Here is a 25,888-nt window from a genome sequence, read left to right on the forward strand (position 1 = left end):
ATATTCCTTATTTAAGGAAAGATTAAAAAACATTATAACCAATGTAAGCGTAAGTATTTTTTAAACTGGATGAAAAGTCATTATTCATGACGTTTTTCCTATTCATTGTAAAAACCGACAGTAAAAACTTTTTCTTGAATACAATTCCAGTGCCAAAACCTAAACCAAAAGTCCCTTTAAAATCACCATAAACATCTGAAAAGCTCTCCATGTTAAAATCTGCTTTTGTAATGACGCTATTATGTAGAGAGGCACTAAGAAAGACTTTGGTTGTATTCGTTATTGCGAAATTGTATTTTAAACCTATCGGAATCTCAATAGTAGCATACTGCATATTTACATCACCATAAAATCTTGTAGCGTTTCCTTTATAACTAAGGCTTGATACTTCAATAAAAAATGAAAAGTTATTATTGCCTCTAGATGGGATAACCATCTCAAATTCAATACCTGCCCTGATTTGTGATTTTGACCCAAAATCAAAATTTCCAATAAAGTCATCATTCGAATTGGCAATAAAGGAAGTTTGCTGATAGCCGCCTTTTAGCCACAAATTGAAATCAATCATTTTTTTAAATAATGATTTATTATTTTTACCGGTAACATTTTGAGAGTTATAATTCAAAAATAAATTTATTAAAGACTTACTTTTGTATTCCAATTTGTTAAAAGTATCCTGTGAAATATTTTCTCCTTTCAAATTATTAAACAATTGTTGCTTATAGTTGTTGTTTTGTGACACTACCCCTTCGAAAGAATAGAGTTTATATTCTAATTGTATTGGAGTATCACTTCCATTAACACTGAAAAAAAACTTCATCGATCCACTGTCATTATATGAATATAAATTGGCTTTTCCGGTAACTAATTCCCTTAAGAAAACTTTTTTTTTAATGTAATAGAGAGCCTTATCTGTTCCTATTTTTCCGGTTCTAAATTCATCAATCATTATCTCATACCGAACAAATCTGTATTCCGAATTATCGCCGTACTCTCTCATTTGATTAATATCAATGGTCTCCGTTTTTGACTCCAAGGTCAATTTATACTCTATTTCAGAAGGATTAAAATCCAAAAATGACCCGTTGATAAAACATTCAACTCTTGTTCCAGCATTGTCAATAAAATACCCTTTTATATAACCTGTTTGGCAATAAAAATTGAAGGAAATCAATAGTATGAGAAAAGAGAAATTTAATTTCATGAGTTATTCATTTAAAATTTGTACTAAAAGTAAAAAAAAGAATTTAAAATAGTACTTTTCTTCTAAAATTCATCACTGGTAAACGTCGTAAAACTTCTTTTTTTATACGGTCGCACAATTAAACGTCCTTCCCGATCAAATCGGATATAATTGTACACCCAATTGGTAAATACAACGGCTTTATTTTTAAATCCAATGAGCGAGAACAAATGCACAAACATCCAAACAAACCAAGCGAAAACACCGCTGAAGTGCAATTTAGGCAAATCGACTACCGCTTTATTTCTGCCGATAGTAGCCATTGAACCTTTATCGTTATATACAAAAGGCTTCATGATTCGACCTTGTATGAGTTGGATTAAATTATCGCCTAAGCAATCGCCTTGTTGCATCGCCGGTTGTGCCATCATGGGATGTCCAAACGGGTAATCTTTAGATTCCATTTGCGCAATATCACCAATCGCAAAAATAGTGTCGTATCCTCTAACCTGATTGTATTCGTTCACTCGGATTCGATCCACTCTATCCACCAAAGCATCGGCAGACAATCCTCTGACTGCTGCTCCCTGAACTCCCGCCGTCCAAATTACCGTGGCAGTTTCAAAAGTCAACTCTGTATTGGTCGAAATGGTTCTCCCATCATAATTTGTTACACGGACATTCTTCCAAACTTTAACCCCCAAATTAATCAGGAACTTCTCGGCTTCTGAAGATGATTTCTCACTCATGGTATTCAAAACCCTATTGTCGCTTTGTATCAAATTGATTTCCATTTTGGATATATCCAAATCGGGATAATCTTTTTGCAAAATCGCCTTTTTCATTTCAGCCAAGGCTCCGGCAAGCTCCACGCCTGTCGGTCCGGCGCCGACCAATACAAAATTCATCAATAGGTTTCTTTCTGTCTCATCTTTAATGAGTACGGCCTGCTCAAAATTTTCCAGGATTAAGCTTCTGATGTTTAAAGACTGGGGAATAGTTTTCATCGACATCGAATTGCGTTCGATTTCTTTATTTCCGAAATAATTGGTTTTGGAACCCGTCGCAATCACCAGGTAGTCGTAATGCAAATCGCCTATTTCCGAAATTACTTTTTGCTCTTTAGTGTCAATTTCTTTTACCGAGGTGAGTCGGAAATAAAAATCGTTATAATCTTGTATGACTTTGCGAATAGGATACGCAATGGAGCCGGCTTCCAAACCTCCGGTAGCTACTTGGTACAACAAAGGCTGAAAGGTGTGATAATTATGTTTGTCTAAAATAACAACCTGAACACCTTTATTTTTGAGTTTTTTAGCTAGCGCAATACCGGCAAAACCACCACCGATAATGACAACACGTGGTTTATTTGACGATGGAATATTCATGATGCTAGTCTTCAGCAGCAAAGGCTACATCGCCTTTCCAATTCATAAAGCCACCCAACAAATTGAAAGTGTTTTCAAAACCCAATTGGTTCATAATTTGACAGGCTTGAGCACTGCGGGCACCGGCCTTACAATACACATAATAATTTTTTGATTTGTCCAATTCCTCCAGGGCATAAATAAACCCTTGTCCCTTATAGATATCAATATTGACAGCCTTAGGTATGAAACCCTCGCTACACTCTTCTGAAGTTCTGACATCGAGAATTACCGCATTTGGGTCTCTCTCGGCTTGTGTTTTCCAGTCTTGTTGTGTTAAATCCATAATCTTATTTTTTTCAAAAATACTAAATTCTGAAGGGTTAATTTTAAATGCTAGGGTTAATTTGATGCCGAGATCGAAATCTTTAACAAAAAAATAACACAACATTTGTATATACAAATAAAAAGCTTTATATATTTGTATCTACAAATTTTGTAATTGTAATTATGAGAATTGAAGAAATCATAAAATCAAATGTTTCTTTGAGTGATGCTAAAAGAGTTATCCTGAATATCATGTATACACAGCATGTAATCAGTGACAGGTTTAATGAAATTTTAAAGCCTTACGATTTATCGGGTGAGCAGTATAATGTATTACGCATCCTTAGAGGACAAAAAGGGAAACCGGCCAATATGTGTGTGATTCAGGAACGCATGCTGGCTAAAAACAGTAATACTACCCGATTGATTGACAAACTGTTATTAAAAGATTTAGTCACTCGCGAGGTTTGCCCCCAAAACAGGCGGAAAATTGAGGTGCTGATTACCCAAAAGGGATTGGATGTCTTAACTGAATTAGACCCTAAAGTAGATGCACACGAACAAGCATTAGCCGAAAACTTAGAGCCTCAGGAACTGATTCAGCTATCCGATTTATTGGAGAAGTACAGAACATCATCCTAAATTTTCACATACATTTTAAAAATAATCTATAACTTAAATTTAATTCACAATGAAAAACTTAAAAACACTTGCCATTGCACTACTTGTTACTTTGGGAACTACAGTAGCTACTGCACAAAACAAAAAAATCGATGCTTCAAAAAGCAGCATCAATTGGGTTGGTAAAAAAGTAACCGGAGAGCACAGCGGAACCGTTAATTTTAAAGAAGGAATGCTTATATTCAAAGGAAAAAAAGTAACCGGAGGTAATTTTACGGTTGACATGACATCGCTAACTGCAACCGACTTAAGCGGCGAATGGAAAACAAAATTGGACGGACACTTAAAATCGGAAGATTTCTTTGGAACCGACAAATTCAAAACGGCTACATTAAAATTCACTAAAATTGCTGATAAAGGTAATGGTGTCTATACTGTAACTGCTGATTTAACCATTAAAGGCATCACAAATCCTGTGACTTTTGACTTAACGGTAAGTGGCAACACCGCTACAACATCATTCAAAGTAGACAGAACCAAATACGACATCAAATACAACTCAAAAAGCTTTTTTGACAGCATCGGAGACAAGGCCATCTATGATGACTTTGAATTGTCAGTAAAACTTCAGTTCTAATTTGGGAGTGATTGTTATGAAACCAAAACCTCGAAATAATTTTCGAGGTTTTTTTATTGTCTGTTTGGAAATTCAAAACTACTTCTCTACTTTTGTTCAAAATCACAATTCATGAACAACATTTTAAATATTACTTGGTGGTGGAATGCTTTACGTCGAACGTCGTGAATTAGTCCGCTATGAGTATATTTTAAAATCTAAATATCCTAAAAGGCTTGTCATTCACGACAAGCCTTTTTTTATGCCCAAAAATTACATTATGAAAAATTATCCGCTGTACACCCGTTACAAATCAATTTTAGCCGACACGCTTACGCCGGTGAGTGTCTATTTGAAAATTCGCGACAAATTCCCCAATAGCATATTGTTGGAAAGCAGCGACTATCATGCTTCAGACAACAGTTTCTCTTACATTTGTTGTAACCCTATCGCGTTTATCAAATTAGAAAACAATAGTCTAACCCAATCTTTTCCCGACAGTAAAATGACTGTCGGTACTGTTACTCCTGAAACTGATATCATTCGGGAATTAGAAACTTTTGTAAAACAATTCAAACCCGAACCCAATCCCTTTAAATTCATCAACAACGGTTTGTTTGGCTATATCGGTTATGATGCGGTGTGTTATTTCGACAAAATAAACATCCGTAAAAAAGACGGCGATTTAGCACTACCCGATTTGTTTTACGCCGTATATCAAAACATTATCGCCATCAACCATTTCAAAAACGAAGCTTATCTTTTTTGTCACACTACCGATAATTCGGATAATACTGCCGAAATAGAACAACTTATTCAAACCAAAACGTTTGCCAGTTACCGATTCTCCAAGAACGGAAATGCAGAGTCAAATTTATCCGATGCCGAATTCAAAGCGATGGTTACTTTGGCCAAAAAACACTGTCGTCGGGGCGATGTATTCCAATTAGTATTGTCCCGAAGATTTGCCCAAGCCTTCAAAGGTGATGAATTCAACGTCTATAGAGCGCTGCGCAACATCAATCCTTCGCCTTATTTATTTTATTTTGATTACGGCAATTTCAAAATATTCGGTTCTTCGCCCGAAGCCCAATTAATCGTCAAAAACAATCGGGCCGAAATCCATCCGATAGCCGGAACCTTTCTGCGAACCGGGAATGACGAACAAGATGCGGAACTCGCTAAAAAACTAGCCGAAGACCCGAAAGAAAACAGCGAGCATGTGATGTTAGTCGATTTAGCGCGAAATGATTTGAGCCGCAATTGCTCTAATGTCACTCTGGAAAAATACAAAGAGGTCCAATTTTTTTCGCATGTGATTCACCTCGTTTCAAAAGTCAGTGGCCATTTAAAAGAAAATACTATAGCATTGGTGGCAAATACATTTCCGGCCGGAACTTTAAGTGGTGCTCCAAAACATAAAGCCATGCAGTTAATTGAAAAATTTGAACCTACCAACCGAACTTTTTATGGCGGTGCCATTGGTTTTATGGACTTCGAAGGCAACTTTAATCACGCCATTATGATTCGCACTTTCCTCAGTAAAAACCACCAATTGCATTACCAAGCCGGAGCCGGAATCGTAGAAAGTTCTTCGGAAGAAAACGAAACACAAGAAGTATTCAACAAACTAAAAGCCTTAAATAAAGCATTAGAATTAGCCGAAACCCTTTAACTTTATACCATGAAAATAGCCGTTATCGACAATTACGACAGCTTCACTTACAATTTGGTTCACTATCTGGAAGATTTGAACGCAACGGTGACTGTTTTTCGCAACGACGAATTCGAATTGGAAGAACTGGATTCTTTCGATAAAATCCTTCTGTCACCCGGCCCGGGCCTACCCGATGAAGCCGGACTACTCAAACCCGTTATTGCCCTATACGCCGCTACCAAAAGCATCTTAGGCGTTTGCTTAGGCCAACAAGCCATCGGTGAGGTTTTCGGCGGCAGCCTGATTAATTTAGACAAAGTCTATCACGGCGTGGCTACAACAGTCAAACCAACCGTAACCGACGAATCGCTTTTTAAAGATTTACCTGCGGAATTTGAAGTCGGCCGCTACCATTCGTGGGTAGTTAATGCAAATGATTTTCCGGAAGTTTTAGAAATCACCTCAACCGACGAAAGCGGTCAAATCATGTCACTCCGACATAAAACACTAGACGTGAAAGGCGTACAATTCCACCCGGAAAGCGTACTCACGCCACACGGCAAAACCATCTTAAAAAACTGGCTTAACGCTTAGCTTACTGTCTGCCCAACGTCGACAGTAACCTTTTTATGCTGTCGATGCTTCGGCAGTTCACCTAAACTAAGTATTATGAAACTCATACTCCAACGATTAATCAATCACGAAACCCTCAGCCAAGAGGAAGCTAAAACCGTTTTAGTTAACATTTCAAACGGACAATACAATCCGAGTCAAATTGCATCCTTTTTAACGGTTTATATGATGCGTAATATCACCATCGAAGAGCTTTCCGGCTTCCGAGAAGCGCTTTTAGAACTTTGTATTCCCATCGATTTCTCCACCTACAACACTATCGACTTGTGTGGCACCGGCGGTGATGGTAAAGACACGTTCAATATCTCTACACTAGCCTCTTTTGTTACAGCCGGCGCGGGAATTCAGGTCGCCAAACACGGCAACTACGGCGTTTCTTCCATATCCGGCTCCAGCAATGTAATGGAAACTTTGGGCGTGAAATTCAGTAATGACAAAGCTTTTTTAACTAAATGTTTGGAAGAAGCCAACATCGCCATTTTACATGCGCCATTGTTCCATCCGGCTATGAAAAACGTTGGTCCGATTCGAAAAGAATTAGGCGTTAAAACCTTTTTCAACATGCTTGGTCCAATGGTCAATCCGTCGTTTCCGAAACACCAATTGGTAGGAGTCTTCAGTTTGGAGTTAGCTCGAATGTATGCGTATCTGTACCAAAACACCTCCGTAAATTACACTATTCTTCACGCTTTGGATGGTTTTGATGAGATTTCCCTAACCGCCGATGCTAAAATCATCACCAAAGCCACCGAGAGTATTATCCGTGCCGCCGATTTCAATCTTTCTCCTCCCGCGCTCGAAGACCTCAAAGGCGGAACCACTATTGAAGAATCTGCTCGAATTTTTATGAATATCATTTCGGGCAACGGCACTAGAGCCCAACAAAATGCGGTTTGTGCCAATGCGGCTTTGGCCATCGCTACAGTGGAAAACTGTAGTATCCCGGATGCTTTTGCCAAAGCAGAAGCCAGCTTGCAATCGGGAAAAGCATTAGAAAAATTACAAAAACTTCAAAAAATAAGTCAGCTAGCATGAATATTTTAGACCAAATCATAGCGCACAAAAAAAGAGAAATTGCCTTGAAGAAAAGTGTGGTTTCTGCAAATCAATTGGAAAATAGTGAGTTATTCAATAGTCAAACTACTTCTTTGAGTAAATCGGTATTGCATTCACCTTTCGGCATTATAGCCGAACACAAGCGACGTTCGCCCTCCAAGGCCACAATCAACCACAACCTATCATTGGAAAATGTGGTGAAAGGTTATGAAGAGGCCGGAGCGAGTGGGATTTCAGTATTGACAGACACGAAGTTCTTTGGCGGCTCATCGGACGATTTACTATTGGCAAAAGCCTGCGTCAAAACACCTGTACTGCGCAAAGAATTCATCATCGATGAATACCAAATCATAGAATCCAAGGCGTATGGCGCCGATGCCATTTTATTGATTGCCGCGGTTTTGACCCAATCACAAATAAAATCTCTCACTGCTTTCGCACATTCCATCGCCTTAGAAGTATTGTTAGAGGTGCACAACCAAGCGGAATTAAATAAAAGCCTGATACCCGAATTGGATATGATTGGCGTGAACAACAGAAATCTCAAAACTTTTGAAATGAATTTAGACACCAGTTTAGCCTTAGCTGATAAAATCCCGAATGATGTGGTAAAGATTTCCGAAAGCGGCTTAAACGCTGCTGAACAAGTCAAACTGCTCAAAAGCGCCGGATTCAATGGCTTTTTAATGGGTGAAACCTTCATGAAAGCTGATAATCCCGGAGTCGAATTAGAAACACTACTACAATTATTGAAAACGATATGAAAGTCAAAATATGCGGTATGAAATACCCTGAAAACATTAAAGAAATAGCAGCTTTACAACCCGATTATTTAGGCTTTATTTTTTACAATAAATCGCCTCGCCTATTAGAAACCGAAATTCCAATCTTGGAAAAATCCATTGTCAAAGTCGGCGTTTTTGTGAATGCAACGGTAAAAGAAATCGAAGAAGAAGCCAGACAACATCAATTGGAAATCATTCAATTGCACGGCGGAGAAAGTCCGGATTTTTGCCGTTCCATACAAGAATTAGAACTTAAAGTAATAAAATCATTTAATATAGATAATACATTTAATTTTAAAATTTTAGAAAATTACAAAACCTGTTGCCATTACTTTTTATTTGACACCAAAGGCAATCAATACGGCGGCAACGGAACGGTGTTCGATTGGAAGCTTATAGAGCAATATCATTTGGACAAACCGTACTTTTTAAGTGGCGGCATAGGCCTCGAAAGCATTGTTGATTTGCAATTGTTCTTCAAAACCGAATCCGCTCGACACTGTATCGCCCTCGACCTCAACAGTCGCTTTGAAACACAACCCGGCTTAAAAAACGCAAAAAGCATAAAAAAATTCATCCAAAACATAAAAGAACAGCTATGAAAACCACTTATAATGTTAACGAAAAAGGCTTTTACGGCGAATTCGGAGGCGCTTTTATTCCCGAAATGCTCTACCCGAATGTGGAAGCCTTGCGCCAACAGTATGTAAGCATCAGCAACGAGCCTTCGTTTCAAGACGAGTTTAAAGCGCTTTTGCGGGATTATGTCGGTCGGCCGACACCACTTTACCATGCCAAGCGCTTATCGGAGCAATTTGGCGCTAAAATCTACCTCAAACGCGAAGACCTGTGCCATACCGGAGCACACAAAATCAATAACACCATCGGACAAATCCTTTTGGCTAAGCGACTGGGTAAAACACGCATCATAGCCGAAACCGGTGCCGGACAACACGGCGTAGCTACCGCAACCGTTTGTGCGTTAATGGGTTTGCAATGCGTTGTTTATATGGGAGCCGTCGACATCCAACGCCAAGCCCCGAATGTCGCTCGAATGAAAATGCTGGGCGCCGAAGTTCGGGCGGCAGTCTCCGGCTCAAAAACCTTGAAAGACGCCACTAATGAAGCCATACGTGATTGGATTAGCCATCCGGAAGATACTTTTTACATCATTGGATCCGTAGTGGGCCCGCATCCTTATCCGGACATGGTGGCCCGGTTTCAGAGTGTCATCTCAGAGGAAATTCAACAGCAATTATTGAAAAAAGAAAACCGTAAAAACCCGGACTATGTGATAGCCTGTGTGGGCGGCGGAAGCAATGCCGCCGGCGCTTTTTATCATTTTTTAGAGGAAGAAAAAGTGAAATTAATAACCGTAGAAGCCGCCGGAAAAGGGATTTACAGCGGAGAAAGTGCCGCCACCACAGCATTAGGAAAAACCGGCATTATTCACGGCAGCAAAACCTTATTGATGCAAACCAATGACGGACAAATTACTGAACCCTATTCGATTTCGGCCGGCTTGGATTATCCCGGAATTGGTCCGCTACATGCCCATTTATACCAAACCCGAAGAGCTGAATTTATCGCTATATCCGACGAAGAAGCGATGCAAGCCGGGAAATCATTAGCCCAAACCGAAGGCATCATTCCAGCCCTAGAAACGGCTCATGCCTTTGCCGTTTTGAAGCAGAAAAAATTCCGACCCGAAGACATAGTAGTTATTAATTTATCGGGGCGCGGCGACAAAGATTTGAATACTTATACAAACCATTATGACTTATAAAAAATGAACCGGATTCAACAACAATTATCAGTAAAAAATAAAATTCTATCTATTTATTTTACAGCAGGCTTTCCTAATTTAAACGACACTAAAAGTTTAATTAAAGAATTAGCCGAAAGCGGAGTGGATCTCATTGAAATCGGACTGCCTTTCAGCGATCCTTTGGCGGACGGACCAACCATACAATCAAGCTCTATGCAGGCCTTAAAAAATGGCATGACAACCGTCTTGCTTTTTGAGCAATTGGAAGGTATCAGAGACACTGTAGACATTCCGTTAGTCATAATGGGATATTTTAACCCAATGCTGCAATTCGGCATGGAAAACTTCCTAAAAGCCTGTCAAAAAACCGGTGTCGACGGCTTGATAATACCCGATTTGCCTTTGGAAATCTACCTTTCTGATTACAAGGCGCTTTTCGAATCCTACGGCATTGAAATGATATTTCTTATCACGCCGCAGACTTCTGAGGAAAGAATCCGTATGATTGACACACACACCCATGGATTTATTTACATGGTGAGCAGTGACGGCGTAACCGGAAGCAAAGAGCGATTTGAGAAAAAGCAGGAGCAGTATTTTGAAAGAATTGCTCGAATGAATTTGAAAAATCCGCAATTAATTGGCTTCGGCATCAGCAACAAAACCACCTTTCAACAAGCCACAAAGCATCAAAAAGGAGCCATCATCGGTAGTAGTTTTATCCAATTTATTTCCAAAAACAAAGCTGACAACGTTTCTGATTTTATCAAAAATATGCTTTAGGTAATTTAACACATATGCTTGGAAAACAATTTTTTAAGATATTAATATAGATTTTACTTATACTGAATAATTTCAAGGACTAGGCATGGCCCTTTTTAATGTAATTACTTAGTTATTAACAATTTGCGCTGTTTTTAGAAACAATTTCCTAAATTTGGATTTAGACAGTCAACAACAACCAACTAAAACACTTTAATCATGGGACTTTTTAACAATCACGAAAAGAAAGTAATTGCAGAGCTTTGCAAAAAAAGTGAAGACATCAGCAATGATATCAGCAAAGAGATTAATGAGCTTCTTGATGATTTAAAAACAGAGTATGAAGAGAATAAAATTGTACTGAAAGAATTCAATGATTTTGTAAGTGAACTTGAAGAAAAACTTTCCCCACAGGACATTGAAAAATTACATTCCTTTTCCTCTCGCCTATACAAAGTAAAACGTTGTGCTAAAAAAGGGGTTGAAGCCATGAGAGAACTGGCCAGAGATCAAAGGAAAGCCACAAACGAAACGCTTAGAGAATACCAACAATACCTATACCACTAAAATTATCGGGTAAAAACCAACGTATTGCCTTTACTCAAATTGGCATCAAAGGCGTAGCCTTCATAGTTGAACCCTTTTAAATCATCAATTGTTTCGGCTTGGGTGTCTAGTATGTAGCGCACCATCATTCCTCTTGCTTTTTTGGCAAAAAAGCTAATCATCTTGAGTTGGCCATCTTTATAATCTTTAAATTCAGGCGTAATCACCGGAACTTTAAGGGCTTTGGCATCTACGGCACTAAAGTACTCGTTGCTGGCTAAATTGATAAAAAGTTCGTCTTTGTTTAGCTCGTTGTTAAGTTCTTTGGTGATGGCTTTTTTCCAAAACTCATACAGGTTTTTACTCTTTCCTATCGGCAGGGATGTTCCCATTTCCAATCGGTATGCCTGAATTAAGTCGAGTGGTTTCAACAAACCGTATAGTCCCGATAAAATTCGCAATCGATCCTGAAGCAAAGCTTCCTTTTCATTTGGCAACGAATACACATCCAAACCTGTATACACATCGCCGTCAAACACATACACCGCCTGACGCGCATTTTCGGGGGTAAAAGGCGTATGCCACTCCTGATTGCGCTGCCAGTTGAGTTCGGCTAATTTTTCTGAAATATCCATCAATTCCGATAATTGTTTGGGGTTCTTTTTCTTGAGTGTTTTCTGAATGGTTTCGGCTTGCTTTAAGAAAAGAGGCTCCGTAAAAGTATGGGTTGGAATAGCTCTTTCAAAATTCAACGACTTGGCAGGCGAAATAACAATTTTCATAGTCAGCGATTTATTGTGATTCAAAAATACAAATTCAATACCGAAAACTACTTACGATAAAATGAATAGTTTCGATGTGACAATTGGCAAATTTGATACTTATAATTCTGTAACGCTTCCCTAAAATCATATAACAATCTAAAAACCTGTCCGTCATAAATTTGAAATACTGATAAAAACTATTCCTGTCTTTAAATTTTACACTATGAAAAGAATAATATGGGTTTGTGTTGTACTACTGTTGATTTCCTGTAAAAGCAAAAATGCGGCTGCAGACAAAACCATCTCCATTGTAAAACCCGAGGAAGTGGAATTGATTAAAAAAAACAGAGCGCAAGATTTGGGAAAACGATTATTGGAAACCTGTAATACTTCACGATTCAAAGCATTCAGCAGCACCGAAGCCACCGAAAAGGTCCGACAAAACGCTAATAAAGAGAAGATCGCCGCGGTTTGTAAAAAAATCAATCAACGCAACGGCCGATTTTTGGGCATTAACCTCATCGAAATTACCTACAACAAGCTGACTGATGAACATGTTTTTCATTACAACATCAATTATGAAAAAAAATACTTCAAACGGGAATTGTATGTCACAGTCAATGCCGAGAATAAAGTTTCGGCCATTTCAACCAAAGAGGTTGCACCTACCCCTATGTAAAAACATCGTTAAAAGGGTTTGAATTCTATCAAATTGTTGTAACTTGACCAAGCAATTATTTAATTACTTACAAGCCTAAATTCAACGGTTTATGAATTCACTCTGGGAAAAAATCATCATTCAAACCATTCTTAAGAAGCCCAAAAAGGGTGGTAAAGAAAAAGTTTATTCCAAATATGAACTTGCTAAAGGGTACCGAGAGTTCGTTATTTTAGCCAAACGCAACAGCAAAGACTTTTTTCTGATTACGATTGGCATTTTTTCAGCCTCATTTGGCTTTAAGGGTTTTTTACTCACCAATCATTTTATAGATGGCGGTGCCACCGGAATTTCGTTATTGATTTCATTTTTAACTAAAATTCCACTGTACATGCTCATCATTGCGGTTAATATTCCTTTTATTATTTTAGGGTATAAAGTAATGGGGAAAGCTTTTGCCATCAAAACGGCTCTGGCAATAACCGGCCTTTCCTTCTGCTTGGCTACAGTTACCTTTCCGAATGTGACCAACGATAATTTGTTGGTGGCTATTTTTGGCGGTTTTTTTCTCGGAGCCGGAATAGGGTTATCTGTTCGAGGCGGTGCCGTAATTGACGGTACCGAAGTATTAGCCATCTTCTTGAGCCGAAAACTTGGCACAACCATAGGCGACATCATTGTCGTCATTAATGTAATTATATTTTCAACCGCCGCCTATTTTTTAGGTATTGAAGTAGCGATGTATTCGATGATTACCTATTTGGCAGCTTCCAAAACACTCGACTTTTTGGTAGAGGGTATCGATGAATACATAGGTGTAACCATTGTTTCTTCTAAAAGTAACGAAATCCGACAAATGATTATTGAAGTCATGGGTCGAGGCGTTACGGTATATAGTGGGAAGCGAGGTTACGGTAAAAGAGGCGAAACTAAAGAAGTCGAAATTATCTACACGGTAATTACACGATTAGAACTCAATAAGCTCAATACTGAAATAGAAAAAATAGAACCCACGGCCTTTGTGGTGATGAACAGTATCAAAGATACCAAAGGCGGTATGATTAAGAAAAGACCTTTAAAGCATTAACCGCTTTTTACAATTGAAATTCCGTTTGGTTCAAAGTAATAAATTTCCGGATACGGCACTTTTAATATCATGAAACATCGAAAACAAACCGTCCGGGAAGAAACCACTAACACACTCTCTCATGCTGTTGGCGTTTTGTTTTGCTTAACCGTGATGCCATGGGTATTAACACAAGTATACCGTTCCCATGATCTTAAAACTTTTTATTCGGTCACAGCTTTCACCGTTGGAATGTTTCTGGTGTACAGTTGTTCTACGCTATACCACTATGTCCGAAGGGAAAAAACCAAAAATTGGCTTCAAATTGCCGATCACATCAGCATTTATTTCTTAATTGCCGGAACGTATACCCCTTTGATGATTAGATACCTTCCGCCATCAACAGCTTTTATTTTTCTTACGACCATGTGGAGTATGGTATTCCTGGGAACCTTGTTTAAAATTTTCTTTATCGGTAAATTCGAGTGGTTTTCGGTAGTGTTGTATTTAACTATGGGTTGGATGCTGATTTTTGTGATAAAACCGCTAATACAAAACATTCCTATTGCCATTTTTTGGTGGATTTTAAGTGGTGGGGTGAGCTACACCGTCGGGGTTTATTTTTATATAAAAAGTCACAAACTATACTATCACACCATTTGGCATATTTTTGTTTTATTGGGAACCTTGATGCATTTTATCGCTATTTATAAAAGTATCTAACACATGGAAATTGCAGTTATTTCAATTATTGCCTTTGCTGTTGCCATCCTAACTTTCTTTTCAGGATTTGGTTTGGGAACCATACTAACGCCGGTATTCATGCTGTTTTTTCCGGTCAATACTGCTATAGGATTAACCGGTGTGGTTCATTTTTTAAATAATATTTTTAAGTTTCTTTTAGTGGGAAAAAAAGCGGACAAGCAAGTGTTACTCCGATTTGGAATTCCGGCTGTTGCAGCAGCGTTGTTGGGTTCCTGGCTGTTGCTCAACATCCCTGATTGGAAGCCTTTGTTCACTTATGTTCTCTGGAATAAAATGATTGAAGTTTATCCGGTAAAATTTATGATTGCCTTATTATTGATGCTCTTTGCGGTAATCGACTTGATTCCGTATTTCGAGAAACTGGAATTCGGTAAAGAAAAACTTCCTTTAGGTGGTATCCTAAGTGGTTTTTTTGGAGGATTGTCCGGTGTTCAGGGCGCGCTTCGCAGTGCGTTTCTCATCAGAGCCGGATTGTCTAAAGAGTCGTTTATAGCTACTACAGTGGTTGTCTCCACTTGTGTAGACTTCACGCGGTTGAGTATCTACGCCACACGATTTGATCGTGCGGGTCTGACAGAAAATCTGCCTTTAGTTATTTCTGCAACTGTATCGGCCATTGCGGGTGCCATCATAGGCAATAAATTATTAAAGAAAGTTACTTTTCAGTTCGTTAAAATTACGGTTGCTTTATTACTCATTCTCATTTCAACAGGATTAGGTTTGGGATTGATATAGGATTTCAATTGAAACTCTTAACGTTTTTATAACTCATTGAAAACAAACATACTAATAAAATTTTTAGTACCTTTATTAAAAATAAATTGTGTTGGAAATCAATTGGGTAATTATCGGAATTGTTGTGGTATTTGGTTTAGGATTGGTGGCTTATTTAATTAGACAAAATCAAAAAGACCAGGAAAAAGTCAATCGTCATTTTAATAGCGACTTCCCCAGTAATTTAGAAGAGGAAGATGAGTTAAACAACGATAGATAAAAAAACCGATTACAAAGGCCGCAACGGCATTACAATCCAACAAAAGACTGTAATGACAATTATGCAAACCAGATTTAAAATCAATCCGGTCCGCATCATATGTTCAATTTTGATATGACCTTTAGCAAAGATTATGGCATTGGGAGGTGTCCCCATAGGTAACATACAAGCACAACTGGCTCCAAGCGTCATGGGAATACCCAACAATAAAGGATCGATGTGCATCGACAAAGCCAATGAACTAACCACCGGCGAAAGTATAATCACCAAAGCCAAATTACTAATTACTTCACTCAGAAAAACCGCTATTGTGGTCACAATTAATAGAATCAGGAATAGGTTGTCCGTGGCTAATGTGGCTAATGCCGAACCGAATTCGTGAACCAATTGAGAAGCTTCCAGCGCATCCGCAAGTGCAATACCTCCTCCAAACAGTAAGAGTACATCCCACGCCATTTTTTCAGTATCAGCCCATGACAGCAATCGCTCGGACTTGCCATCGTTGGTTTGAGTTTTAGAAGGAATTAAAAACAAAAAAACAGCTCCGATAATAGCAATAATAGTGTCATCCAGCACTACAAAACTCTGGCATTTATTGAGTAAATCTTTCGTTATCCAGAGTAAGACCGTAAAACTAAAAACCAACAACACTCTCCTTTCTGCCGCACCCATACGGCCCAGTTGCTGTTGCGCTTTCTTGATGGCTCCGGAAGCCTCAGCACTGTGCTTAATTTGATTGGGATACAACCATTTTACCAAAATCCAATATAAGAGCAGGAGTAAAATGATTGTTAACGGCATAAATAAAACTAACCAATCCACAAATGCGATAGTATGATTAAACCGCTCCTCAATGTAACCAACATAAGCTACATTAGGCGGTGTGGCAATTATAGTTCCCAAAGCAAAATTGGACGCATACGCTATAGAAAGCATCAGTACCAATGAAAAATTACGGACATTTTTTTCGTTTTTATTGTGGGTTTTGATTACATGTATAACCGATAAGGCAATGGGAAACATCATCATGGTAGTTGCCGTGTTGCTCAGCCACAAACTCAGGAAACCGGTTGCCATGATAAATCCGAGTATGATTCGGTTACCATTCGTTCCGGTGAATGTTATTATTCCGAGAGCCATTCGCTTATGAAGGTTCCACTTTTCGATAGCCAAGGCCAGAAAAAAACCACCCATAAACAAAAAAACTACCGGATCGCCATAAGCTTTTGAAACTTGCTTGAGTGGGGCAACTCCCAATGAAGGAAATAAAATAATAGGCAACAAAGCTACAACCGGCATGGGTAAAGCTTCCGTTATCCACCAAATTATCATCAGGACCGTTATAGCCAAAACCAAATTTGCCTGATGTGCCAAAGTAAAAGGGTTCAATGTAAAACACAAAAGGCTCAACAGAGCGCCAATAACCAAGCCAATCTCTCTTTTATGGGTTGAAAAATAAACTCTCATGGTATTTATTGGTTAGCTTTGGACTAAATGTAATAAAAATAAGGTTGAAAAAGCCAAAAAAAAAGCAGCAAATGCTGCTTATCAGTTAATTAATTAGGTTTATCATTCTTTATTATTTAAGAGAGGCCATATCAATTACAAACCGGTAGCGAACATCACTTTTAAGCATTCGCTCGTAAGCCTTATTGATGTCCTGTATCTGGATTAATTCAATTTCGGAAACAATATTGTGCTGACCGCAAAAATCGAGCATTTCTTGTGTTTCAGCGATACCGCCAATCAAAGATGCCGCAACCGATTTTCTTCCCATAATCATCGGAACCGTATTGAGAATCGGATCTAATCCGCCAAGATAACCAACCAAAACCAGCGTACCATCGATAGCCAAGGTAGCTACATACGGGTTTATATCGTGTACATAAGGTACGGTGTCAATAATCACATCAAATTTTCCCGCAACCGAGGCCATTTGTAACTCATCGGTTGAAAGGATTACTTGGTCGGCTCCCAAATCTAAGGCATCTTTTTCTTTACCCGGGGTTCTTGAAAAAAGAGTAACATCGGCTCCCAACCCTTTGGCTAATTTGATGGCCATGTGGCCTAATCCGCCCAAACCAACAACCGCCACTTTAGTTCCCTTACCCACATTCCAGTGGCGTAACGGTGACCAAGTAGTAATTCCGGCACAAAGTAGCGGTGCCACGGCAGCTAAATCTAAATTTGCGGGTACTTTAAGTACAAAATTTTCATCTACCACAATTTTTTGGGAATAACCGCCGTGTGTAGGTTGATTTAAGTGCTTATCAAACCCTCCGTATGTTCCGACCCAGCCGTTTAAACAGTATTGCTCCAAATCATTTTTACAACTACTGCAAGTGCGGCAGGAATCAACCAAACAGCCTACCGCCGCGAAATCACCCACTTTTAATTTGGTGGCAGCACTGCCAACATTAGTCACTCTTCCCACAATTTCGTGACCCGGTACTACCGGATACGTGGTCATACCCCAATCGTTTTTGGCAAAATGTAAATCGGAATGACAAACCCCGCAATACAGAATCTCGATTTCGATATCATTGGCTAAAACGGCTCTCCTGTTAATATTCATTTCTGCTAAAAGTGCATCGGGAGCACCCGTTCCGTAAGCTTTTACATTTGTCATCATAGTATGGTTTTAAAATTTACCTTTAAAGGTACTACTATTTGCCGTTTCAAGCAAAGAAATCAGTACTGTTGTCTGAAAAATAACTTCCGTTTAATCATGACACAACAGTTACGCCACATCCAATTCCTTGATTTGAGCTTTGTACTGTTTGGGTAGTAGGATATGCTTGACGAAAACATCTGCTTTAAATTGTTTGCCAAATTTATAAAGAGGAATTATGGGCTGGAGCAACGAAACAGTATGGAAGTCAAGCAAACTCAAAACCTTTTTCGGACAAACTATTTTTTGACTTTCCAACAATAACCGGAAACGAAACGCACCCAAGTGTTTTTTATATTGAGAGAATAAATCGGTTGTAAAATGACTTTTTTTGAGATTTTCCTGTAAGTGTGATTCGCGCACCGGTAGCCAATGACTGTAATCAACGGGCAGCTCCTGTAAACCCATTCCGATGCCTACTCGATAAAACACATCATATACTTCCGCTTTTTCTTTTTCACTCAAAGGAGATTCCAACAATTCATGCGCCGCAATGGAATAATGAATCAGCATAAACAAGACATCGCGATACGCCCAATCGGGTATGGCTTCGCCACGACTTTGCTCCACTGCCGTATGAATTTTCCGCATAGCTGTAATGGCCTTATTAGCCTCTTCCTCTGTAGCAAATACAATCATTCGGGCGTACTTCACCGTCGAAAACAATCGGCCCAAAGGATCGGAAGGCAATTTTCCGGTATAGTACAACCAATCCACCGCTTTATTCAAGGCAAATTCTCCGGCAGCCCCGGCAAATATGAATAAAATTGTATCGCTTTTACCCCAAATTTTTCTTACTATTGATGATTGTTCAACAAAATATTTCATAGGTCCATTGATTTTCAGGCTAAGGTAAAAAATATTTTTATTTTAAAAGTACTTTGTATTTCAAAGTTTTTTATCTTTGAAAAAAAATCCATTGAACCTCAAAAAACATGTTATGACACAGAAAAAAAATACGGCATTATACAAAACAATACTGATTGGCGCGACAATCGCATTTGCTATGATTGCTCTTTTTATATTCCCCATAAGAGATCCTAATCCGGAATGGGGTAAATTTTGGATGGTAAAACCACTCATCATAGTCCCATTGGCAGGAGCAACAGGCGGCACACTTTTTTATTACATCAGACAATCAGGGCCACACAACGGCTGGAAAAAAGTAGTTGCTTTAATGCTTAGTATTCTCATTTATATTATCATCCTTTGGGTGGGAATAGTTCTAGGTTTAGACGGAACACTTTGGAATTAAATCCGTTTTCGCAATCGACATTTCTTCGCTATCTTTGCTATTAACTAAATCGTTATAGTAATGGAAGAATGCATTTCGGTATTTGATATGCTAAAAATAGGTGTCGGACCGTCGAGTTCACACACACTGGGTCCTTGGCGCGCTGCGGAACGTTTTTTAAACGAATTGCGAGAGGAAAATCTTTTACAATCAATTTCGCAGGTAAAAGTAGATCTTTTCGGTTCTTTATCACTCACCGGAAAAGGACACGCAACCGATTTAGCTGTCATGCTCGGTTTGAGCGGCCAAGATCCCGAATACATTCCCGTAGAAAACATTGATTCGATTATCAAATCAATCAACCAAACCCATCAAATCAAACTGGGGAACGAACGCTTGATTGCCTTTTCACCCGAAACAGATATCGTATTCAACAAAAACTTTCTACCTTTTCATGCTAATGGTATGACGTTTACGGCAGCAACCGTTGATGATCGAAAAATAGGGTCTACCTTCTACTCTATTGGTGGTGGCTTTGTAGTGAAAGAAGAACGCGTTAATGCCAAAAAGAAACACCAAATTAAATGTGCTTTTCCTTTTCCGATTCAGAATGCAGCAGAATTATTGGAATACACCATAACAGAAAAAAAATCAATTTCCGAAATTGTCTATGCCAATGAAATCTCGATGCGTTCCGAGGCGGAAGTTCACAGCGAACTCCTTCGCATTTGGCATACCATGTTGGAATGTATGTACATCGGATGCCACTCCGAAGGGATTTTGCCCGGAGGTTTAAACGTTCGCCGTCGCGCCTTTGATATGCACCAAAATTTGATTGGTTTAGCCAATTACAATTCTCCGCAACAATGGTTGGAAACCATTCGCAAAACCGAAGTCAAATTCAGACAAATCCTCAAATGGGTTTCTTGTTTTGCTTTGGCCGTAAACGAAGTTAATGCCGCTTTAGGTCGTGTAGTGACGGCACCAACCAACGGAAGTGCGGGTGTTATTCCGGCCGTATTGATGTATTACATGGTGATTGAAAACCACCAAGCCGACGAAAAGCAAATCAAACAATTCCTGATGGTAGCCGGAGAAATCGGCAGCATCTTCAAAAAAGGTTCTACCATTTCAGCCGCAATGGGCGGATGTCAGGCCGAAATAGGCGTTTCTTCTGCCATGGCCGCCGGTGCTTTGTGCGAAGTGATGGGCGGCACACCCGAACAGGTTTTAATGGCTGCCGAAATTGCCATGGAACATCATTTGGGATTAACTTGTGACCCGATTGGCGGACTCGTCCAAATTCCGTGTATCGAACGCAATACGATGGGCGCTATCAAAGCCATCAACGCCGCCGAACTCGCTATGGAAACCGATGCCAAAAACGCCAAAGTGCCTTTAGACAAAGTAATTGATACCATGTGGCAAACCGCTAAAGACATGAACTCTAAATACAAAGAAACCTCCGAAGGCGGCCTTGCTGTAGCAGTCAATATGGCAGATTGTTAAAATTCAAAGGCCAAACTTATCGTAATATAAAAATTGTCATTGGTTAAGGAAGCAGCTTTAACAAATACTGTTTCCTGACTGTTTAAATACCGGGCTTCGGTTCTGAATTTGACTTTGTCGTTGATTAAATAATCTAAATTCAATGAGGTCCCAATGGTTTTAAATTCATCATTCGCAGCGATTATCACACGGTATTTATCCTGATAATATTCAGCTCTGAAAGCGGTTTGCCACTGGGGAGCCAAAGTATATTGGACAATGAAAACCGGACTCATCCAAAACAGTTTATTGTTGTTATCGGCAGTAAAATTCGTCTGCAAACCAGCATCAAAACCCATAATGGTGTGCCATTTGGAATTCCATTGTTGATCCCAATACCAATTACTGAAATAGCGCATACCCCATGCATCGTTGTACCATTCTTTACCCAAAAAAGTACTCCAATTAAACGTGGATTGAGCCGAAGGCTTGTAAACCATTTGCGTACCCAAAGCCGGTGAACCATTTTTATCAGGCCTGTTGATGCGTTGCCACCCATTGGTTACCAATCCTGACAATTGCCATTGGTCATTAGGCTTGTAAGTATACTTAACTCCGGTCATAAAATAAGGGGAATTCTCGGCCAGTAATGAACGTGTTAAAGTTAGATTAGCAGCAGTAGGCGCGGCTTCAAATCCGATATAACTGGGTAAAATACCAACCTCAATCGTTGATTTTTTGGCTTTATCAAGATGCAAACCTATATAGGCTTCATTTAAAATTTTAGTACTTTCATTAGCATAATTATCATCTACATAAGTACCCGAATGCAGCGCTACGGAAGCATAAACATGGTCGTATTCGAGTTTGGTTCTTAACAACCCGAGGTTGACATTAAACTCATTATGCCGATTGTAATTATACATAAACGGAAGTTTTGTTTGTGCTTCAGGTTGGTTAAAATCATAGGAATAGTATGTTTCCAAATAGCCTGAAAAGGATAACTTTAAGGTTTTGTTTTCCTGGGCAAAGGCACTATTAATAACCCATAAAACAAGACCATATTTTATAACCCTTTTCACCTTACACCAATTTTTGTTTTCTACACAATTCTAAATTATTCACCGGCGAATACACCATCGGATATTCTTCTACTGCCACATCACTTTTGTCTAAACCGAAAGCTTTTTCATCAGAAAGTGATAATTTTTTGAGCCAGAAATACGAGGTAAGCAACCATCCTTCTTTGAGGGCAAATTCGTTTTCTACCGAAATAAATTTTTCAATAATCACAAATTTATAATCGGGTTCCGCATTGTATTTGGTAGAACCATCAGGACGAATGTGAAGGTTGAGTTCTTTTCGTTCCACCAATTCCTGTACAATTTTTTTAAAGTATAATTCTACTTTGGGCTGCACTCGAAATCCAACATTAAGCACGACTTTAATCACTTTATCATCCAATAATTCCAATACTTCATAGTTAAGAGTGAACGGTTCGTTGGTACGATTGATATGTAAAAACCAGTACACATCGGCACGCTTAGGCTTTTTGGCAAAAATGGATTTTATTATTTTCTCCTCTATCTCGTAGGTTTTGTTGGCTTTTGACAAATAAATCAAATGGGTAGCATATTTCGGAATGGCATCATCGTGACTTAATTCATTCAGCATCGGAGCTTGCTCGGCCAAATTAGTAAACTTCAAAAAGCGATTGTTTATTTTTCGGGAATAGTACCAAACATACATCACCATAAAAATAAAGAGTTCAAAGAACAAGAACATCCATCGCTCTTTGATTTTGACAATATTAGCCACAAAGAAAGAGACTTCAATCAGCGCAAAAACGGTTAACATAACCGCAATCCACCCTATGGCTACTTTGCGTATAAAAAACAAATAATAAGATAGCAAAAAGGTTGTCATCATCATGGCGATGGTGATTGAAAACCCGTAAGCCGCTTCCATATGTGCTGAATTTTTGAAATACAAAATCATCAGTACACAACCTATCCAAAGAATGGTATTTACCGACGGTATGTAAATCTGTCCTTTCAAATTAGTGGGATTCTTCAACGCTACTCTTGGCCAAAAGTTCAGCGAAATGGCTTCATTAATTAAGGTAAACGAACCACTAATCAGAGCTTGCGATGCAATGATAGCAGCCAAAGTCGCAATCACAATACCGATTAGTAAAAACCACTCGGGCATAATGGTGTAAAACGGATTTTTCCCGTTGAGGAACGTATCATTTTGATGCATCAACCAGGCACCTTGTCCTAAATAATTAATCAGCAAAGCCGATTTTACAAAAATCCATGTAATTCGAATATTTTGTTTCCCGCAATGTCCGAGATCAGAATACAAAGCCTCTGCTCCGGTAGTACACAAAAAAACGGCACCCAACAGCCAAAATCCATGCGGATATTCGACCAACAAACGATAGGCATATACCGGATTCAGCGCTTTTAAAATATCGGGATGATGAACCATTTGCACCAAGCCCAGCACCATTAACATCGCAAACCAAACGACCATGGCCGGACCAAAAATTGAACCTACTTTTTGCGTGCCGAATCGTTGAAAAATGAACAAGCCCGAAAGTATGGCAATAACAATAGGTACCGTAGTTAAGTGCGGAAAGATGACTTCCAAACCTTCGACCGCAGAAGCTACTGAAATAGGGGGTGTGATGATACCGTCTGCAAGCAACGTGGTGGCACCCAATATGGTTGGAATGACTAATTTTCCTTTGCCGAATCGTTTCACTAAAGCATACAATGAAAATACGCCGCCTTCTCCGTGATTATCGGCAGAGAGTGTCAGCAATACATATTTTAAAGTGGTTTGAAACGTGAGTGTCCAAAAGACACATGAAATCCCACCATAGACTAATGCTTCGGTAATTGGTCGGTCGCCGATAATGGCTTTCATTACATAGAGCGGACTGGTTCCGATATCCCCATAGATGATACCGAGGGCGACCAGCAAAGAAGCAGCAGTGACTTTTTGTTTTACAGTTGTATTCATTTCAGATTATAATTTTTGATTCTATTTTGGCATGCGAATGCCCGAGTGAAGACCGAAAACGATTTTCACCATGTTATTTTTACCACCTTTTTGGAAAAATTAGTTAGCTCGAATTAAAGCGATACCCTACTCCGGATTCCGTAATAATGAATTTAGGACGATTGGCATCTTCTTCTATTTTCTTGCGAAGTTGCGCTACGAAGACACGCAAATATTGGGTTTGGTCGGCATAACTCTGACCCCAGATTTCTTTGAGAATGTATTGATGCGTCAGTACACGACCGTCGTTTTTAATGAGTAAGTTGAGTAAGTTGTATTCGGTTGCGGTAAGTTTTACCGTTTCGCCGTTGACTTTCAAAACTCTCGACGTCAAATCCACCACACAATTTCCGAAAGTAACCGTAAGTTCATTGTTAATCATTGTTTTATTTCTGATTGCAGTGCGAATTCTGGCCAATAATTCCTGCGTGCGAAACGGTTTGGTTAGATAATCGTTAGCACCACTATCTAAGGCACTGACAATTTCTTCTTCGGTGTTTTTTACCGATAGAATAATGATTGGGTGCTGATACCACTCGCGAAGCTTCTTCAATACCTCTTGTCCGTCTTCATCGGGCAAACCCAAATCGAGTAAAATCAAATCGGGCTGATGACTGGCGGCTACGGCCAAACCTTCTTTGGCATTAACCGCAAAAAGCACTTTGTAATCGTTGGCTTCAAGCGCAATTTCCAATAACTTTCGGATTTGTGCTTCGTCGTCAATAACCAATATAGAGAATGCATTATTCATTTTCCAATGAATTTAACGCCAAACAATCGGTGACAAACGTAAGTTCGAATACCGCACCGCCTTCCTCGGCATTGGTTAATGTAATGGTTCCGTTTTGCGCTTCCACAAAACCTTTTACTATGGAGAGTCCCAATCCGGTGCCGCCTGTTTTGGTTTCTTTAAAACGATAAAACTTGTCAAAGGCCTTGTCCATTTCCTCGGGCGGAAAACCGTAACCGTCATCGGAGATGGTAATAACGCATTTTTTAATCAAATCGATATGGGAATCGTAATCGGTATCAACCTCATATCGGGCTTTAATTTTTATGGTGGCACCTTGTGGTGTATGTTGAATTCCGTTGTAAACCAGATTGTAGATAATTTGTTCCATCAAACCGTAATCTAACTTAAAAAGCGGCAAATTGTCTTCTATCTCAATCTGAATTCGGTGATTTTCGGATTCTTCCGAAAGTCGATTACACACATTGTAAATAATCTCTTTTACATCACACCAATCGAGTTTCGGATGAATATACCCCGATTCTAAACGCGACATGTTCAAAAGATTCTCCACCTGATAATTTAATTTGATGGAAGCTTTTTCAATTTCATTGTGCAGTTTTTGAGTCGTTTCGGGAGATAAGGTCACATTCTTTTGTTGCAGCGTATCAATTGAACCTACAATGGCAGCGATGGGCGTTCTTAATTCATGCGATAAAGAATCGAGCAACGTATTGTACAGTTTTAGAGTACTGGCGCGGGTTTGCTTTACCTGAATAGCACGTTGCATGCGTCGAAAGTTATTGGTCAAAACGGCGTTAATCAGCGCGATAATGAAATACATGACCAATAATAAAATGTCTTCGGCACTGTCGATGTGCAAGGTAAAATAAGGCTTGATGAACATAAAATTAAGTGCCAAAGCACTTAAAACAGCACCCAAAAGCACCGGTTTTATTTCTAAGAAAATGGCTAGCAAGGAAACCACCACCAAAAGAAGGTAGCCTACTACTCTGTAATCAATAACATGTCTGACAGCGAGGCAAGAAAGAGAAACGGTAGCCACCGACAAGAAACTAATAAGGTATTGATTCTTAGGACTCTTTAACATAAACTTGTCCATCACTG

At 39.2% G+C, this 25,888-nt stretch carries 28 protein-coding genes; 17 read left to right on the plus strand and 11 right to left on the minus strand.

The genetic code is table 11. The annotated features are described in order from the left end of the window. Positions 1-22 precede the first annotated feature (22 nt). The 3 genes from QHT84_RS06865 to QHT84_RS06875 all read right to left on the minus strand — a co-directional run bounded on the left by QHT84_RS06865 (position 23) and on the right by QHT84_RS06875 (position 2,896). The gene (locus QHT84_RS06865; RefSeq protein WP_283238816.1) at positions 23-1,204 is read right to left on the minus strand and encodes a hypothetical protein; all 1,182 of its coding nucleotides are present in this window, start codon (positions 1,202-1,204) and stop codon (positions 23-25) included. A 62-nt stretch (positions 1,205-1,266) separates the two neighbouring features. Then, positions 1,267-2,571: an NAD(P)/FAD-dependent oxidoreductase gene (locus tag QHT84_RS06870; RefSeq protein WP_283238817.1), complete on the minus strand. Its 1,305-nt coding sequence runs from the start codon at positions 2,569-2,571 to the stop codon at positions 1,267-1,269. A 4-nt stretch (positions 2,572-2,575) separates the two neighbouring features. Then, complete coding sequence (locus QHT84_RS06875; RefSeq protein ID WP_283238818.1) at positions 2,576-2,896, minus strand: rhodanese-like domain-containing protein; 321 nt, start codon at positions 2,894-2,896, stop codon at positions 2,576-2,578. Between the two features lie 164 nt (positions 2,897-3,060). Here QHT84_RS06875 and QHT84_RS06880 point away from each other — a divergent pair, with 164 nt between their 5' ends. The 10 genes from QHT84_RS06880 (at position 3,061) to QHT84_RS06925 (ending at position 11,342) form a co-directional block, all read left to right on the plus strand. Further along, entirely contained in the window at positions 3,061-3,519 is a 459-nt protein-coding gene (locus tag QHT84_RS06880) for a MarR family winged helix-turn-helix transcriptional regulator (protein ID WP_283238819.1), read from the plus strand. Between the two features lie 49 nt (positions 3,520-3,568). Next, a complete protein-coding gene (locus tag QHT84_RS06885; protein WP_283238820.1) occupies positions 3,569-4,135 on the plus strand; it encodes a YceI family protein in 567 nt (188 codons plus the stop codon). A 259-nt stretch (positions 4,136-4,394) separates the two neighbouring features. Next, positions 4,395-5,789, plus strand: coding sequence for an anthranilate synthase component I family protein (locus tag QHT84_RS06890; RefSeq protein WP_283238821.1), 1,395 nt, complete (start codon positions 4,395-4,397; stop codon positions 5,787-5,789). A 9-nt stretch (positions 5,790-5,798) separates the two neighbouring features. After that, the gene (locus QHT84_RS06895) at positions 5,799-6,365 is read left to right on the plus strand and encodes an anthranilate synthase component II (RefSeq protein ID WP_283238822.1); all 567 of its coding nucleotides are present in this window, start codon (positions 5,799-5,801) and stop codon (positions 6,363-6,365) included. Between the two features lie 75 nt (positions 6,366-6,440). After that, positions 6,441-7,439 (plus strand): anthranilate phosphoribosyltransferase, encoded by a 999-nt coding sequence (gene trpD / locus QHT84_RS06900; RefSeq protein WP_283238823.1) that lies wholly within the window; start codon positions 6,441-6,443, stop codon positions 7,437-7,439. After that, entirely contained in the window at positions 7,436-8,224 is a 789-nt protein-coding gene (trpC, locus tag QHT84_RS06905; protein WP_283238824.1) for an indole-3-glycerol phosphate synthase TrpC, read from the plus strand. The genes trpD and trpC overlap by 4 nt, the downstream gene beginning before the upstream one ends. Before the next feature lie 17 nt (positions 8,225-8,241). Next, on the plus strand, positions 8,242-8,847 hold the full coding sequence (locus QHT84_RS06910) for a phosphoribosylanthranilate isomerase (RefSeq protein WP_283238825.1): 606 nt from the start codon (positions 8,242-8,244) through the stop codon (positions 8,845-8,847). Beyond that, positions 8,844-10,031, plus strand: a complete 1,188-nt coding sequence (trpB, locus tag QHT84_RS06915) for a tryptophan synthase subunit beta (RefSeq protein ID WP_283238826.1) — start codon at positions 8,844-8,846, stop codon at positions 10,029-10,031. The genes QHT84_RS06910 and trpB overlap by 4 nt, the downstream gene beginning before the upstream one ends. A gap of 3 nt (positions 10,032-10,034) precedes the next feature. Beyond that, a complete protein-coding gene (gene trpA / locus QHT84_RS06920) occupies positions 10,035-10,796 on the plus strand; it encodes a tryptophan synthase subunit alpha (protein ID WP_283238827.1) in 762 nt (253 codons plus the stop codon). 198 nt (positions 10,797-10,994) lie between these two features. Further along, positions 10,995-11,342, plus strand: a complete 348-nt coding sequence (locus QHT84_RS06925; RefSeq protein WP_283238828.1) for a hypothetical protein — start codon at positions 10,995-10,997, stop codon at positions 11,340-11,342. Between the two features lie 2 nt (positions 11,343-11,344). On the opposite strand, the gene yaaA is transcribed toward QHT84_RS06925, so the two are convergent. Next, on the minus strand, positions 11,345-12,103 hold the full coding sequence (gene yaaA, locus QHT84_RS06930; RefSeq protein WP_283238829.1) for a peroxide stress protein YaaA: 759 nt from the start codon (positions 12,101-12,103) through the stop codon (positions 11,345-11,347). Between the two features lie 205 nt (positions 12,104-12,308). Between yaaA and QHT84_RS06935 the strand changes: the two genes are divergently transcribed. The 5 genes from QHT84_RS06935 (at position 12,309) to QHT84_RS06955 (ending at position 15,568) form a co-directional block, all read left to right on the plus strand. Then, complete coding sequence (locus tag QHT84_RS06935) at positions 12,309-12,764, plus strand: hypothetical protein (protein WP_283238830.1); 456 nt, start codon at positions 12,309-12,311, stop codon at positions 12,762-12,764. Between the two features lie 91 nt (positions 12,765-12,855). Next, the gene (locus QHT84_RS06940) at positions 12,856-13,830 is read left to right on the plus strand and encodes a YitT family protein (protein WP_283238831.1); all 975 of its coding nucleotides are present in this window, start codon (positions 12,856-12,858) and stop codon (positions 13,828-13,830) included. A 69-nt stretch (positions 13,831-13,899) separates the two neighbouring features. After that, complete coding sequence (gene trhA, locus QHT84_RS06945; protein WP_283238832.1) at positions 13,900-14,532, plus strand: PAQR family membrane homeostasis protein TrhA; 633 nt, start codon at positions 13,900-13,902, stop codon at positions 14,530-14,532. Between the two features lie 3 nt (positions 14,533-14,535). Further along, the gene (locus tag QHT84_RS06950) at positions 14,536-15,309 is read left to right on the plus strand and encodes a sulfite exporter TauE/SafE family protein (RefSeq protein ID WP_283238833.1); all 774 of its coding nucleotides are present in this window, start codon (positions 14,536-14,538) and stop codon (positions 15,307-15,309) included. 91 nt (positions 15,310-15,400) lie between these two features. Then, positions 15,401-15,568, plus strand: a complete 168-nt coding sequence (locus QHT84_RS06955) for a hypothetical protein (RefSeq protein WP_283238834.1) — start codon at positions 15,401-15,403, stop codon at positions 15,566-15,568. A 9-nt stretch (positions 15,569-15,577) separates the two neighbouring features. On the opposite strand, the gene QHT84_RS06960 is transcribed toward QHT84_RS06955, so the two are convergent. The 3 genes from QHT84_RS06960 to QHT84_RS06970 all read right to left on the minus strand — a co-directional run bounded on the left by QHT84_RS06960 (position 15,578) and on the right by QHT84_RS06970 (position 19,067). Further along, the gene (locus tag QHT84_RS06960; RefSeq protein ID WP_283238835.1) at positions 15,578-17,035 is read right to left on the minus strand and encodes an SLC13 family permease; all 1,458 of its coding nucleotides are present in this window, start codon (positions 17,033-17,035) and stop codon (positions 15,578-15,580) included. 112 nt (positions 17,036-17,147) lie between these two features. Then, positions 17,148-18,197, minus strand: a complete 1,050-nt coding sequence (locus tag QHT84_RS06965; protein WP_407649237.1) for an NAD(P)-dependent alcohol dehydrogenase — start codon at positions 18,195-18,197, stop codon at positions 17,148-17,150. A gap of 111 nt (positions 18,198-18,308) precedes the next feature. Then, positions 18,309-19,067 (minus strand): oxygenase MpaB family protein, encoded by a 759-nt coding sequence (locus QHT84_RS06970; RefSeq protein ID WP_283238837.1) that lies wholly within the window; start codon positions 19,065-19,067, stop codon positions 18,309-18,311. Positions 19,068-19,179: 112 nt separating this feature from the next. On the opposite strand from QHT84_RS06970, the gene QHT84_RS06975 reads away from it, so the two are divergent. Together QHT84_RS06975 and QHT84_RS06980 are read left to right on the plus strand one after the other, a co-directional pair. Further along, positions 19,180-19,494 (plus strand): potassium transporter KefB, encoded by a 315-nt coding sequence (locus QHT84_RS06975; protein WP_283238838.1) that lies wholly within the window; start codon positions 19,180-19,182, stop codon positions 19,492-19,494. Between the two features lie 60 nt (positions 19,495-19,554). Further along, on the plus strand, positions 19,555-20,982 hold the full coding sequence (locus tag QHT84_RS06980; protein WP_283238839.1) for an L-serine ammonia-lyase: 1,428 nt from the start codon (positions 19,555-19,557) through the stop codon (positions 20,980-20,982). On the opposite strand, the gene QHT84_RS06985 is transcribed toward QHT84_RS06980, so the two are convergent. The 4 genes from QHT84_RS06985 to QHT84_RS07000 all read right to left on the minus strand — a co-directional run bounded on the left by QHT84_RS06985 (position 20,979) and on the right by QHT84_RS07000 (position 25,883). Further along, positions 20,979-22,043: a porin gene (locus QHT84_RS06985; protein ID WP_283238840.1), complete on the minus strand. Its 1,065-nt coding sequence runs from the start codon at positions 22,041-22,043 to the stop codon at positions 20,979-20,981. The genes QHT84_RS06980 and QHT84_RS06985 overlap by 4 nt on opposite strands. Before the next feature lies 1 nt (position 22,044). Next, positions 22,045-23,991, minus strand: a complete 1,947-nt coding sequence (locus tag QHT84_RS06990; protein ID WP_283238841.1) for a KUP/HAK/KT family potassium transporter — start codon at positions 23,989-23,991, stop codon at positions 22,045-22,047. Positions 23,992-24,094: 103 nt separating this feature from the next. After that, the gene (locus QHT84_RS06995; RefSeq protein ID WP_283238842.1) at positions 24,095-24,781 is read right to left on the minus strand and encodes a response regulator transcription factor; all 687 of its coding nucleotides are present in this window, start codon (positions 24,779-24,781) and stop codon (positions 24,095-24,097) included. Further along, entirely contained in the window at positions 24,774-25,883 is a 1,110-nt protein-coding gene (locus QHT84_RS07000; RefSeq protein ID WP_283238843.1) for a sensor histidine kinase, read from the minus strand. Before QHT84_RS07000 ends, QHT84_RS06995 begins: the two co-directional genes overlap by 8 nt. Between the last annotated feature and the right edge of the window lie 5 nt (positions 25,884-25,888).

Source organism: Flavobacterium sedimenticola, from assembly GCF_030053345.1.
Lineage (GTDB): Bacteria > Bacteroidota > Bacteroidia > Flavobacteriales > Flavobacteriaceae > Flavobacterium > Flavobacterium sedimenticola.